This window comes from Mesorhizobium sp. ISC11, assembly GCF_037162595.1.
Classification (GTDB): Bacteria; Pseudomonadota; Alphaproteobacteria; order Rhizobiales; family Rhizobiaceae; genus Mesorhizobium; species Mesorhizobium ciceri.
The window spans coordinates 3,312,047-3,325,418 of sequence record NZ_JAVSPW010000001.1 but is presented as its reverse complement, the minus strand read 5'-3'; the positions used below and the strand labels follow the sequence as shown (position 1 = coordinate 3,325,418).

Annotated in this window: 12 protein-coding genes; 2 read left to right on the top strand and 10 right to left on the bottom strand. The window is 58.6% G+C overall.

Features of this window, described 5'->3' with window-relative positions; translation table 11 throughout:
- Positions 1-59: 59 nt before the first annotated feature.
- The 7 genes from RPF88_RS16400 to RPF88_RS16370 all read right to left on the bottom strand — a co-directional run bounded on the left by RPF88_RS16400 (position 60) and on the right by RPF88_RS16370 (position 7,029).
- Positions 60-752, bottom strand: coding sequence for a N5-glutamine methyltransferase family protein (locus tag RPF88_RS16400; protein WP_164745784.1), 693 nt, complete (start codon positions 750-752; stop codon positions 60-62).
- A 110-nt stretch (positions 753-862) separates the two neighbouring features.
- A complete protein-coding gene (locus tag RPF88_RS16395) occupies positions 863-2,125 on the bottom strand; it encodes a polysaccharide biosynthesis/export family protein (RefSeq protein WP_063167489.1) in 1,263 nt (420 codons plus the stop codon).
- A 16-nt stretch (positions 2,126-2,141) separates the two neighbouring features.
- Positions 2,142-3,371, bottom strand: coding sequence for a hypothetical protein (locus RPF88_RS16390; protein ID WP_027163967.1), 1,230 nt, complete (start codon positions 3,369-3,371; stop codon positions 2,142-2,144).
- A complete protein-coding gene (locus RPF88_RS16385) occupies positions 3,368-4,372 on the bottom strand; it encodes an SDR family NAD(P)-dependent oxidoreductase (RefSeq protein ID WP_063167490.1) in 1,005 nt (334 codons plus the stop codon). Before RPF88_RS16385 ends, RPF88_RS16390 begins: the two co-directional genes overlap by 4 nt.
- Before the next feature lie 87 nt (positions 4,373-4,459).
- On the bottom strand, positions 4,460-5,134 hold the full coding sequence (locus RPF88_RS16380; protein ID WP_013533117.1) for a sugar transferase: 675 nt from the start codon (positions 5,132-5,134) through the stop codon (positions 4,460-4,462).
- Complete coding sequence (locus RPF88_RS16375) at positions 5,131-6,267, bottom strand: DegT/DnrJ/EryC1/StrS family aminotransferase (RefSeq protein ID WP_013533116.1); 1,137 nt, start codon at positions 6,265-6,267, stop codon at positions 5,131-5,133. Before RPF88_RS16375 ends, RPF88_RS16380 begins: the two co-directional genes overlap by 4 nt.
- Before the next feature lie 39 nt (positions 6,268-6,306).
- Positions 6,307-7,029 carry a nucleotidyltransferase family protein gene (locus RPF88_RS16370; RefSeq protein ID WP_013533115.1) on the bottom strand — a complete coding sequence of 241 codons (723 nt, stop codon included), beginning with the start codon at positions 7,027-7,029 and terminating at the stop codon, positions 6,307-6,309.
- A gap of 480 nt (positions 7,030-7,509) precedes the next feature.
- Between RPF88_RS16370 and RPF88_RS16365 the strand changes: the two genes are divergently transcribed.
- Positions 7,510-8,184, top strand: a complete 675-nt coding sequence (locus RPF88_RS16365) for a LuxR C-terminal-related transcriptional regulator (protein WP_063170174.1) — start codon at positions 7,510-7,512, stop codon at positions 8,182-8,184.
- Here the strand turns inward: RPF88_RS16365 and RPF88_RS16360 are convergent.
- On the bottom strand, positions 8,177-9,919 hold the full coding sequence (locus RPF88_RS16360; RefSeq protein WP_063167491.1) for a PAS domain-containing protein: 1,743 nt from the start codon (positions 9,917-9,919) through the stop codon (positions 8,177-8,179). The genes RPF88_RS16365 and RPF88_RS16360 overlap by 8 nt on opposite strands.
- A 213-nt stretch (positions 9,920-10,132) precedes the next feature.
- On the opposite strand from RPF88_RS16360, the gene RPF88_RS16355 reads away from it, so the two are divergent.
- A complete protein-coding gene (locus tag RPF88_RS16355) occupies positions 10,133-10,840 on the top strand; it encodes a helix-turn-helix transcriptional regulator (RefSeq protein WP_024502429.1) in 708 nt (235 codons plus the stop codon).
- An 81-nt stretch (positions 10,841-10,921) separates the two neighbouring features.
- On the opposite strand, the gene RPF88_RS16350 is transcribed toward RPF88_RS16355, so the two are convergent.
- Positions 10,922-11,962, bottom strand: a complete 1,041-nt coding sequence (locus RPF88_RS16350; protein ID WP_337122678.1) for a glycosyltransferase family 2 protein — start codon at positions 11,960-11,962, stop codon at positions 10,922-10,924.
- On the bottom strand, positions 11,959-13,326 hold the full coding sequence (locus RPF88_RS16345; protein ID WP_013533110.1) for an oligosaccharide flippase family protein: 1,368 nt from the start codon (positions 13,324-13,326) through the stop codon (positions 11,959-11,961). Before RPF88_RS16345 ends, RPF88_RS16350 begins: the two co-directional genes overlap by 4 nt.
- Positions 13,327-13,372 lie beyond the last annotated feature (46 nt).

Sequence of the window (13,372 nt, the reverse complement as noted above, 5' to 3'; positions counted from 1 at the left end):
TCGCCGGGCTACGGCTTGAGGGCGTCGTCCCAACCGGGCGCGCAAACCCATGGCGCGGCTCACGCTGGCGCTTTGGCCCGTGCACAAACCACCCTGGCTTCACCGGCTTTGTTCGCAACCGTGCGAATGCTCTCATAGGCTTTGGAACGCTCAACCAAACTCATGACCTGCCGGTCCTGGCCAAGCCCGACCTCGAAAAGCAGCATGCCACCTTGCCGCAGATAATGCTGCGCCTCCTTGATCACCCGCATATGAATGCTCAGGCCGTAAGGCCCGGCAGCGAACGCCTCACGGGGTTCAAGTTCCATCAGATGCGCGCGGTCGTTTTCGAGCCGCTTCTCCGAGATGTAAGGCGGGTTGCAGACGACCAGATCGATCGTACCTTCGAGCTCCAGACCCGAGAAGGAATTGAAGAGGTCGCCCTGTAGCACCGAAATACGTCCGGCCAGGCCAAGATGGGCAACGTTCCGGCAGGTGGTTTCGACGCAGCTGTCAGTAAGATCGCTCGCCCAGACGCGCGCGGTGGGGACCTTGTATCCAATGGCGCAGGCGAGATTGCCCGCCCCGCAGCACATGTCCACGACACGCGGTACCGGCCTGTTAAGTTCACGAAGCACATTGAGGGCGGTGCTGCCGAGCAGTTCCGTCTCCGGGCGAGGGACGAGCACGCCGGGCGCGACAACCAACTTCAGCCCCATGAAGTCGGTGCGGCCGGTGCTGTAGGCGCTGGCGACATCTATTTCACCAATCACGGCAAACCCGCTTTCTTGATTTCCCAATGTTGATTTCTCAGGCGCCCGGTCTTCATGCCATGGGCGAGCCATCAGCAACGTCGTTCCCGGCTCGGTTCACGTCCGCGCAACTACTGGATCGCCGCGCTCTGCAGTTCGCTGCTGAACCTCACCTCGATGGTGTCTCCAGGCGCAACCTCGGTGTCCTGGTCGACCGGTCGACCTCTTGACGCGTCGCCGGCCCCGCCGGTTATTGTGATCCGCGCCTGAAAGGTTTCGCCGGCGACGGGCAGTGGAAGCGCGGACGCCCCTGATGGCTGAAGCTTCTGGCTGGCTGCGTGGAGCCTTGCAGTGGTCTCGGCGAGGCGAAGGTCGGTGTCCCTCAATTCGTTCAGAAGGCCGATCCTTCTTTGATTTTCATTGCGTTCCTGCTGCCTGACGGAGTCTTCCTGCTGGCGCCGCGTTCTCATCAGTTCGACTGAGGTCTCGAGCGCCCGGCTCGACGACATCAGCACGGCACGCCTGACGTCGGCGAGCCTGCTGTTGGTCAGGTTGCCCGATTCGAACGATTTGGTGACCCGCGCAAGATCGTCCTCATCCTGTTTCACCGCGGCCGCTTCCGTCTGCTCGCGCTTGAGCAGAACCTCGACCTGAGCCTCGGCATCCTTGGCGGTCTTGTCGAGATAGCTTTGCTCCTGCTGAAAATTGTTCAGCGAAATCTTGAGGCCCTCCGCTTCCGCCTGCGCGACCGCCGATATCAATGCATTCGACAGGGGCGAGCCTTGCGGCGGTTGCATGTCAAATTCTGCCTGGTTCTGAAGTTCGGCGCGGATGCGCGCGCCATGAAAGTAGTCCCTGATGTAGTCCCCCCAGATCGACTCGTAGTCGCGTCGCAGATCAACGGGATCAGGTCCGCTTTGGCTTGCCCGAGACCGCAGGAGACTAAAACCGCCGGCGACGGCAATTGCCTGTCGGACAGTCATGAGTGGCCGGTAAGTCTGCTGCCCTGGTGTCAGCACATCGCCAGTCACATAGATCGGACGGTACTCCGCGATCACGGCCGTGACGTCGCTCGGCTTGATGACGATCATTTGCTCCCGTCCATCAGGTAGGCGCTGATGGACTATCTTGGTTGGCAGCACCGCCTCCATGCGCGTCTGCAATTCTGCCGGCGTCAGCCCGCCAACCGGGATCATCCCGAACTCGGGCAGCGCGATCGAGCCATCCATTTGCACGATCGCGCGTTGCGTTCGCTCCGCTATGGAGGCTATTCCTATCTCCACCGTATCGCCGGGCGACAGCTTATAGGCCACCGGCGCTTCAGCCGCGGCTGCGATATCCAGGGCCAGGCAACCGGCAAGGGCTGCAAAGAAAATTCGGCTAACGAAGGCCATCGATGGCAATCTCCCTTTAATTCAGGCCCGGCTGCTGCGGCCAATCGAGATGGGCGACGAATTCGTAGACCGGCCCACCAGGCACCCCCCAATTGCTCGACCAGATCACTTGCGACCCATCAGGGGAGGGTGAGGCATGTGTCTCGCTCCAATAGTCGAACGGAGCGTTTCGCGTCTGCACGATGCGTCGCACCTCCTGACGACCGTCGACACGCAGCGCGATCACTTCGCGCGTGTATGGCGCCCAGTCCGGGTGGCTCCGAACCTCATCGGGATTGCCCCCGTAACTTATAAACGCCCATTCGGGCCTGTCCAAAGCACGCAGCGACGTATGCTCGGCCTCACCGTACTTCGTGAGCGACGTGACCTTTCCATCGGACAGCCGACGCTTGATCACCTGATATTTGTCCGGAGCGGATTTGCTGGTTCCGACGTAAATTTCGCTGCCATCCGCATCGAGAGTCAAATCGCCATGGCCGGGCCGATGATGATCCTTCCACGTTTGGCGCAGGGTCCCGTCGACTGCGAAAATGGCTCGCTGTTCGGTGCCGTCGACCAGATTTTGGAAACACAGGATGTTCTCTCCGAGCGGAGAAATGGTGCAGGAGCTGGTCGTTCCGGCAACCTGGGCGAGATCGATGTCCGGGTATTTCAGACGCCGGTCGATGTCGTATGCGAAGACGACAGCAGCTCCATCATTGCGGGTCGCGCGTACGGCAATGCGGTTGCCGTCACGACTAGGATTTCCCTTGGACGGGCCGAATTCGAGATCCCGATATTTCGTTGCGGCATACACTATGTCCTCACGATTGGTGCGGGGCGCCCAGGTCGATATCTTTTGACCATCGACACAGATCATCATCTCCGCGTTTCGAGGGCGCCATTCGCACTCACCCGACTTGTTGCGATGAAACAAAGGGAGGTAGGTTTTCCCGTCGAGGAAACACATGCCGTTGCAGCCGTTCATGAGGACGAGGAGGCTCTGATCCGCATTCCAGGCTTGCGCGCTCGAGTAGCGATGACTGCAATATATTTTGCCGCAGACAATTCCGCTGCCAAGCGCTCCGGGCTGAGTGATCCGAGTAAAGCGGATCCCTGTCGCCGGATCAGTTGCAGGTTTCAGATAAGCGGGCAGATCCATTGCCGGCTCCGTGCCTGCCGCACCGCTCGGCCGGTTTCCGGCTGTGTGCAGCGCCAGCAGAGCGGCCATCAACAGCAAAGCTGGTATGAGCCGCGGAAAGGTCATGTCATGTAGCTCATTTCGCGTCGGACGCGGCCTTCGCTGAGGCGCGAGCGCCACCACTCGATGGTCTTTTCCAGACCATCACGCAAGCTCGTATGTGCCCGCCATCCGACTTTACTTTCAAGGTTCGAGGAATCGGCGAGCAACGCGCGAACCTCGGAGTTTTGCGGCCGCATCCGGCTTTCATCTCGACGAACTGGTTTCCTGGTGCCACTCAACTCGAGCACCAACTCCAAAACGTCCGAGACACTGACGGCGCGCTGGCTGCCTGCATTGTAGGCATGGCCAAATTCAAGCTCGGCCGCCCCTGCCGCCACAAATGCCGCAGCAGTGTCCTCCACAAAGGTAAGGTCGCGGATAGGGCTGGTGTCGCCGACCATGATCGCCGGACAGTTCTCGTCCAGAGCCTGCCTTATGATGGTCGGCACGATGGCCCGCTCGCTCTGGCGCGGCCCGTATGTATTGAACGGTCGCAGGATGACCACCGGCACATCGAAGGACCTGGCATAGGACGCCGCCATCATGTCTGCGCCGATCTTGGATGCAGAGTAGGGGGACTGTCCCTGCAGTGGGTGGGATTCGTCGATCGGCATGGTCAGAGCGGTGCCATAAACCTCGCTCGTGGACGTATGCACAATGCGTTCGGTTTCCCAGTGGCGTGCCGCTTCGAGGACATTCACGGTGCCCAGCACATTGGTTTCCACATAGGATTGGGCAGCCGCGTAGGAGTAGGGAATCGCAATCAGCGCAGCCAGATGAAACACCGCCGCCTGGCCGCGCACGATCCGGTTGATGAACGCGCTGTCACGAACATCCCCACGAATGCATTGCAGCTGGCTTCGAACGTGGTCGGGTAAATCGTCCAGCCAGCCATGGCTGTCGAACGAGTTGTAGAGGGCCAGTGCCGTGACATCGGCGCCTTCGTGCACCAGCGCTTCCGTGAGGTGGGATCCGATAAATCCATCCGCACCCGTGACCAGGACCTTCCTGCCGTGATAGCTCACGACTGCGCACTCCTTTGATCGTGTGAGCTGACAAACTGGCGAACGAACAACGATCCATTCATGCCAAACTCTCCTCACTTTCCAACTCTATCCACTTGCCGCGGGAGGCAGGGACACGCCGAAAACCGCCCTGAAGCCTCGCATTATCCAGACGAGGTCCGATGCAATCGTGCGCCGCGGATAGTAGGCGAGGTCGATCGTTGCCTTGGCCGGGAACAGGACCTCTCGATAAAACAGGAGCGGATCAAGGGATGGCGGGTAAAAACAGGCTTCGTGACGGAAGAGAACCTGGGTCGGGCCGAGCAGGCCGGGCTTCCACTGCAGGACGGCTTCATTGCCGCCGCGGAAACAATCGGCGAAGGCAAGGCTTTCCGGCCGCGGGCCGACAATTGCCATGTCTCCCGTAAAAACGTTCCACAGTTGCGGCAACTCATCAAGTTTCGTTGCCGCGAGAAAACGGCCTATCCGCGTCATGCGGCTGTCATCGTTCATGGTCAGCGCAAGGCCGAAAGGATCAGCTGTTGTCTTGAATTTGCGGAACTTGTACATGCGAAATGGTTTTGCGCCGGCACCCAGGCGCGTCTGTGCGAAAAGCACGGGCCAACCACCCTCGACAAAGAGTGCAACAGCAATCAGTAGCATCAGCGGAGCGAGTGCCATTCCCGCTGCTGCGGCGAGGATGATATCCATCGCGCGCCTGGCAATTCCATGGCTGGTGCCAGCTACGGCGGGCCGATGCATCGTCACGTCGAGTGCGTTCATGCCGCGGCTCCCGCGCGCCCGCTGCTTTCAATCGCGGTGGCCAACGCAACAACCACCGACTCGATCGCACTTGCCGTAATTTGCGGGTGTAGTGGAATCGTCAACTCCCGCTGCGCGAAATCCTCGGTCTTCGGCAGATGGATTTCAGTGAACATTTGGCGATAGAGCGTCATCTGGTGCACGGGCGTATAGTGGATTGTGGTCTGTATTCCCTTCGTTCGCAGATGGTCGATCACCGTTTGCCGGTCGACGTCATGTGGCAGGAGGACAGGCATGATGTGATAGGCCGAGGTCCGCGGTTTGCAGAACGGAACTGTCACAGCCGAGCAATAGTCTGCGATCAGACGTCGATAGAGGACGACCAATATGCGCCGGATTTCATTCCATTCCTGCAGGTTCTGAAGCTGGACCAAGCCAATAGCGGCGCGCAATTCATCCATGCGATAATTGAAACCGAGCATCGTCACATCGTATTGCGGCGTGCGGCTGTTCAGCCGCTGATGTGTGCCGCTGGTCATCCCATGTCCGCGAGCCTGGCGGATCGCTTCACGGAGCTGTGCATCCCGGGCGATTACGGCCCCACCTTCCGCGGTGGTCATGTTCTTGTTGCCGTAGAAGCTAAAGGCCGCGGCCGCACCATAAGTCCCCACCTCCTTAAGGCCGGGAGCATGCGCGGCATCCTCGACGATATGCAGTCCTCGCACACGGGCAAATCTCTGCCATTCTTCCCGGTCGGCGAGGTAGCCGGCAAAGTGGACGAGAATGACGGCCTTGGTGCGTCCGGTGCACTTGGCTTCCGCGTCGCTTAGGGACATCAGTGGCACTTCGGCCGACTCTATGTCGACGAATACCGGTGTTGCTCCTACGTAGAGCACTGCATTCGCGGTCGCCACGAAGGTCAGCGAGGGAACCAGAACTTCGTCTCCGGGACCGATTCCAAGTGCATGGAGAATGAGATGCAGGGCGGCGGTGCAAGAGCTGACGGCAACGCAATCGACCGCATCATGCACGGCCGCGAAGGCCTCTTCAAAGGCTCGTACCTGGTCCCCCATCGTCAGCCACCCACTGTCGACAACTTTGGCCAAGGCCGCCTTTTCCGGAAAGCCAAGAATAGGAGCGCTGACCAAGAGCATTACGACCTCCTCATGTTGGCGTGGTCGAGCGTTCAGCCCTCAAGCGGCCGCTGCCGAGACCTCGATCGATGCGGACTGCTCTTCCCAGGCAATGGTTTGTGCGTTTTGAAAATCTTCAACGCGTCCGATATCCAGCCAAAGCCCGTCATGTTTGTAGACGTGCACATTCGTGCCGTTTTGCATCATCTGCAGCATGAGATCGTCGAATCCGAAGGCGATGCCGTCAGGTATAAAACGAAAAACGTCTGGATTCATGCAATATATTCCCATGCTTACCAGATGGGATAGCGTCGGTTTTTCACGAAATACTTGAACGGTATTGTCGACCTCGTCGATGACGCCGAAGTCCATCTTGATGACGCGGGATGCGGTGGCTATGGTGACTGGATCCGTGTGTGTGCGGTGTGATGCCACAAACCGGCTGAGACTGAGATCGGTAAGTACGTCCCCATTGAGAACAATGAACGGCTCGTCCAGTTCCTCCCTGATCAGGGAGAGCGGGCCAATGGTGCCGAGAGGTTCCAGTTCCTGGGTGTAGCGTATCCTTAGATTCCACTGGGATCCGTCCCCGCATACGGTGCGGATCAAGTGCCCCAGATAGCCGGTCGTGACGTAGACTTCCTGAATGCCGTTCCGCCGCAGCCACTTCAAAAGCAATTCAAGAACCGGTCGAGCACCGATCGGCATGAGAGGCTTGGGCAATATGGAAGTGAAAGGCCGAAGGCGTGTTCCCATTCCACCGCACTGAATGACCGCTTTCATCTCGTCCTCCTATTGATACGACTGTCGCGGTGTGATGGGTCCAACCCACCCGGCCGGAAGGTACGCCAGTGTTGGTTTTGCCTCTCCGGAGTGCAGCGATGGTAAGTGGCGCTTAAGAAGGCGTCGTCGTGCATTTGAATGGCACTTTCCCGGCCTTTTGATTCAATATTCCAGTTGGCAGGGCATGGGGGCGGCAGGGCGATCAGAGCTGGGAACTGTTCACATGTCCGGCGCCGGCAACGACCTGCTCGGAAGGGCATCGCTACCGTTCGTACGAAAAAAACACTTCAACATCTGGCCCTGAAATGTGTGCGATTGTAAGCTATATTAGAAGGTTGAAATGTGCCGATGGGCGGCGGCGAGCGTCGACATACGGGGGATCAGCGGGCGGCTGATCTGTGTTGGGTCACCGTACAGTCCATCCAAAGGGAGGTTTCGGCAGCTAGGGACACATGCGGGCTGCCAAAAGGTGGGTGGTTCATGTATCGTATTATCATCGCCGATGATCACGGCTTGTATCGTCGTGGGCTGCGACTGGCTTTGATGGCCGGCATTCCAGACTTGGAAATATTCGAAGCGGCGTGTTTTGATACCGTCATAAGCTTGCTTGAAGATCAGGCGCCTGTTGATCTCGCCATCATCGACCTGAACATGCCGGGACTGTCCGGTCAGGACGACCTTCGCGACGTCTTACCGGCTCATCCCGACACACGGTTTGCAATTGTCTCAGGGACCGATTCACGCGCCGAGATTCTAACTGCCCTCTCGATTGGACTTCATGGCTATATCGTAAAGTCCCAAACGGACGAGGAGGTGGTCCTGGCGGTGAACGAAATCCTGGCTGGCCGCATTTACGTTCCGGCACTTCTTTCACAAAGGTCCAAGGCGTCGGTGCGCCTTCCATCCGAGGCTCCCACGCAAATGCCCCACAGGACCATCAGCGTCAACAATCTGGGCAGGCTTACGTCCAGACAGAAGGAAGTCCTCAGGTTGATGGCTGAAGGTTACTCGAACAAAGAGATTGCCCGCTCTCTTGAAATTGCAGAAGCGACGACGAAGATTCATGCGGCTGCCGTCCTGCGCGAACTTGGGGCACGAAATCGAACGGAAGCCGCGGTTTTGCTGAAGACATGGGCCGCCAGGGACATCAACTAGCGCCGATTGCTTTTGGCGGCAGCCGGACCGAATATTTCAGTCCGTGATCCAGCATCTCAAGCTTGGAAGAGTGGCCCACGATAGGCTCACCGCCGGCTCCGATAATCAACGACCCAAAACCACGCCGAGCCGAGGTGGAGACCCGGCGCTCTCCCGATTCCGACCATTCAAACACTATGTCGGCGCCGGGCTCCTGGGCCACGAATTGCCACACGACCTCGATCCGTCCTGCCGGAGTGCCGAGAGCCCCATGCTTCACGGAATTGGTCGTAAGCTCGTGAACGATCATTGCGAAGCTCTCAGCCGAACCCTCAGCCATTTTTATTTCGGGTCCACTGATCGAAATGTCATGCGTCCCCATATAGGGCTGCAATTCCTGAACGATGAGGTCACGCAGGGAAGCCGACAGGCTGCCATCGCGTGAAAGAAGCAGATGCGTCGCCTGGAGTGCGCCGATCTTTTCGATCAGTGTCTGCTTATAGCTGGCGATATCATTGTCGGGGGCACCAACCATATTCACAAGCGCCGTGATCACCGGAAACAGATTGTTGAGCCTATGGCGCTGTTCAAGCATAGCCCGCTCTCGCTTCTTCGCCGCAGCCCGCAGCAGAATGGTTATGCGCCGATCGGTGAGATCCGCGGCGACTCCTATTCGCTGTGCACGACCGTCGCGCAATTCGTCCCGTCCCCGAAGAGCAATCCAGCGGATATGTCCGCCAGTTCGCCTGATGCGGATCTCAGCGTCATAGTCGGCGCCTGATGCAAGCTCTCCCGGGGCCATCAGATTAGGCAAGTCGGCCGGGTGAACGACCGCAGTCAATTCCTGCAATGGACGGCTCGGCGCGGGTGCCAGCCCCATCATTTCCCAGAACGCGGCTGAGCCCTTCACGGACCCGCTCTCGAAATCTATGCGCCATGTTCCCAACCGGCTTGACGATAGCGCCAGGTCCAACCATTCCTTCTGAGCCCGGAGTGCCTCGCGGGCGGTTCGCTCTCCCGATATGTCGTCCACCACTACAAAAATGCTTTGAGGGAGAGCATCGGCTGGCACGGCCAAAGACAGGGCCAATCTTGTCCACAAAATCGTGCCGTCTCTTCTCAGGAGACGGATCTCCGAGCCAAACGAAGTCGTGTCTTTCAGGCGAGTCAACGCTTCCGCCAAGGTGTGGTTGTCGTCGGGGTGGACGAGTGCGCTGAGCGGCAGACTTGAAAGCTCCTCCTCGACATACCCTGTCATCTCACCAAGACGCTTGTTGGACCGTTGCAACTCTCCGTTCTCATTCATGTTGGCAAAGCCAATGGCGGCACGTTCGAATGCCCAGCGATACCTGTTTTCGGTTGCTTCCAAGGCCGCGAGTCTAGCCTCCGCAACCTGCAAAAGGGTGCGGTAGTCCTGCCTCTGCCGGTGGAAAGTCAGGGCGATCATCCCCCCTGCAACCAGCAGCAGAATGGCTTGAACCCAAAGGCCGACATCGATTGGATGGTGCAGGACATCCCGCGTCAACAAGCCGACGGCAACCATCACAAATGTTGCCGCAAGAGCGATCATGCGATCTTCGAAATATGAGATGGCAATAATGGCGGGAACAAACTCAAAAAAGCCGATGTCGTATGCCACAGAGGTCGGCAGCGCTGTCTCGACTGCAAGTGTCGCTATCAGGAGCGACATCGAGGCAAGGCGGGTCAGCAACTTGCCTGAGCTGTTCGGATGCAAACTGAGCGAATGCAAACGCATGTGCCAGACTATAACCTTCTGACTAGTCCGTCGAGATTAGACCGAAAAGCGTACAGACTAGTCCGACCGCAGGATTGTTCCCCGGGATTGTAGCGCGCATTTTGTCCGATGTCGGGGGCGGATCGGACCGCTACTCTCCAAGCGACCTGACTGACATGTTTAAGGCACCTCCTTTTGACTGGGAGGCGTTGCCGTTTTGCGGGAGGTAAGAAAATGGCACTGGTTGGTAGGCAAGATGATGGAATTCTTGGTCGCCAATATGGAAGTTTCGGGGGAAAGCCTGTCTCCGCCTTGAGAACGCAAGGTGACCATGCTTCCGCTTGGCATCAAGCACCACAACGGTTCGACAGCGTTGCTGTCGAGCCACGGCAGAGCAGCCTTGCATCTGTTGTGAGAATGCTTGATCGCATCGGTTGTGGCTACCTGATCCTGAACAGCGACAGGAAGGTCATGGAGTGGAATTCAGCCGCTCAAAACACCTTGGAGCGCGAAGGCGAGGCAGCCGATACGGCCAGCAAGGTATTTGCTGCGCTGAGACGGCTGATCGCAAACGTGCCGGGCAATTTTTCTCCTGGCACGCTTTCATGGGTGGTGATCCGAGGCATGGGCGACAGGCCCCTGATATTGAACGAGAAGGGCATAGCAACGCCTGACGCGACAAGCATCGTGGCGCTGCTGGATCGTGAAAACAGGTCCGGGCCAAATCCCCAGACGCTGCAAAGAATGTTTGGTCTGACGAGTGCCGAAACGCAGCTCGCACTGCGCTTGGCGCAGGGCGATGCCCCTTTGGAAATAGCCCGCAAGCGGCGCTTGAGCCGGACCACGATAAGGTCGCAGCTGGCGTCGCTGTTCGCCAAGACCGAAACACGGCGACAGGCGGAACTGGTAGCTCTTCTTGGGCGCATATGCGTTTTGCCGTGAGGCAAACGCCTTTACCATGCGCGCGCACAACAGGCTTGTGCGCGCAATCTGTCGCTGATGTGCTTGTCGGCCAGCCTCACCTTACCGCCGTCGCGTGCGCACCCGGCCCAATCTTGGGCGGATTGCAAACACGTGATTAAGCACGTGCCAGCCCGCCACCTTCATGACCGAAGGCCGGAAGATCTGTATCCCATCCAGGAACGTGGTCAACCAGGACTGCTGGTGGAACCGCATGGGAATACGAGCAACCCGCAGCGCCCGCAGCAATGTCTCGGGAGGCGGGAGATGGTTGCGGTCTTTGATGAGATTCCAGTTAAGCTGCTTGACGGCGAGGGTCACTTCGTCGACCTCGCGGAAACTCTTTGACGTGGTAATGCTTGGATGGCTCGTTGCATCATAAAAGGTAAGCGGATCGCTTATCGCCACCATGTCCCCATGGCTGGCTAGATCGACGAAGAACAGTTGATCCACTCCGGCCGGAATCTCTTTGTGCGTGCGCATCAAGCAGCCGGCACGAATGACGTCGCTGTTGATCAACAATGTGGATGGAATGATCCCCAGGCAGCGTGTCGCGCGCACCAGATAGAGGTCCATCAGGCACTGCTGGCTGGAATAAAGGGAGATCGCTTCCTGCTCCTTGGGGACTTGGCGAAATCTCACTCGCTTGTCCTCGATTATGTTTGCGGCTGACGTCATGAAGGCAACCGACGGGTGCTGTTTGGCAACTTCGGCGAATGTCCTGAGTGCACCTGGCGCAAGCCAGTCATCGTCGTGCAGCAACTTGATCCACCGTCCAGCGCAAGCCAGCATAGCGTTGTTGGTGTTCTCCACCTGACCGCGACCTCGGCTGTTCTCGATGATGCGGATGCGAGGTTCGCTTCGTGCATAGTCGGTCACGATAGCCCAGGTCTCGCCCTCCGGTCCCTCGTCGTCGCTCACGACCAACTCCCAACCGGAGTAATCCTGACCCAGGACGCTGTCGATCGCCCTGCGGATCGTATCGGGCCGGCGAAAGGTTGGTATCCCGACAGAGATAAAAGGGCGTGACCATGAGACATCGGCACGGTCATGCTGGGTGACCGCAACTGCCGCTTGAAGATTGTCAACCGACGACGAATTCATGGTGTTTTTTCCTCGAGACATTCATGTTGGATGCACGTTGCAGCGCCTGCTGGTTGGGGGTCGTGGGTCAACAAATACAGCGATGCTGCCATTTTCAGAGCGAAACCCGACGCGCCGCCGGCGGCCATGAAATAGATGACGGTGACTGGCTGCCAGCCCGCCTGGGCGCCGGCGAGCAGCGGGCCAAACACGAGAACCGCTCGTGCGAGGTCGATGACCAGTCTTGTTCCTTGCCGACGTAGCAGAGCGGGAACGTCGCTAAGCGGAGTAGACAACGCTTGTGCCGCGCCCATCAGCGCCAGTGCGGTCATGATTTCCGCGGTGGGCATCCAAGGCTCGCCCAGGAGCGGAACGACCACATAGGGCGCGGCGAGTCCAAGCAGCAATATCGGCACCGCGGTAAAGCCGGCGGCCAGCAGGAGAAGCCCGCGTGCCACGCCAAGCAGGTGTCCACGATTGTTGTTCTGGTTTGCTTCGGCGACAAAAACATTGCTGAGCGGTGAAGCGATCAGCGTCACTGGACCGGTAACCAGGCGCGTTGCCACGCCCAAATATCCGGCAAATGCGGTGCCGAACAGCCCACCGACAAGAACTGCCGGAAGATTGTTGATCGCTATGCTCGCGAGTGTTGCGGGGATATCGAACAGAGGAAATTTGTATTCCCGCCGGGCCTTTTCGAACACCGCACGCCAAGGTGCCCGGGCGATGCCGCGCAAATCCTCCCAGCTCGTCACCCGATAACCGATATACCCGATAAAGACGAACTGGCTCAAAATATGGGCATGGATCATCGCTTCGCCGCCAAGGTTGGCAATGCCGAAAACCAATTGCAGTGCAGCCATGCTCGCCGGCAGGATCAGCCGCCCAAGGGCAAAGTCGCGCAAAAGCCCAGCACGCAGGCTCCAGCAGTTCATGGCTTCGACCAGACCTGCGCCTCCCATTCCGATCGGAATGAGCCAGGCAAGCGAGCCGAGGCGGTTGGGAGCAAGGTTCGACAGCATCTGTCCGGCCGAAAAGGCCAGGACGGTGGTCACGAACACAGCCAAAAGGATAAGCTTGACCGTCACATAGGCCTGGGCGCTCCCCTTAACCCCATAGAGTGACGCCTCGAAGCGCAATGCTGCGACCCCGGCGAGTATGTTCACAATCGACAGATAAATCGTAAAGATGCCGAAATCCGCAGGCGAATAGAGCCGCGCCAAGACCGGAATCGCAGCAAGAAGGGTGAGTTGGCCGACAATTGCCATCGCCGACACCTCACCAGCTGCACGAATGATCGAACCGATCGTGCTCGGCCGAACAGCGATGATGGCTGTGTCGGCCGCGGGAACCATCTTGGGTCTCAGAAGGTCGCTCAGTGCCATCGGTTCGCGCTTCCGAGGGAGGCAAATATCGGGGATTGCCGCAGCC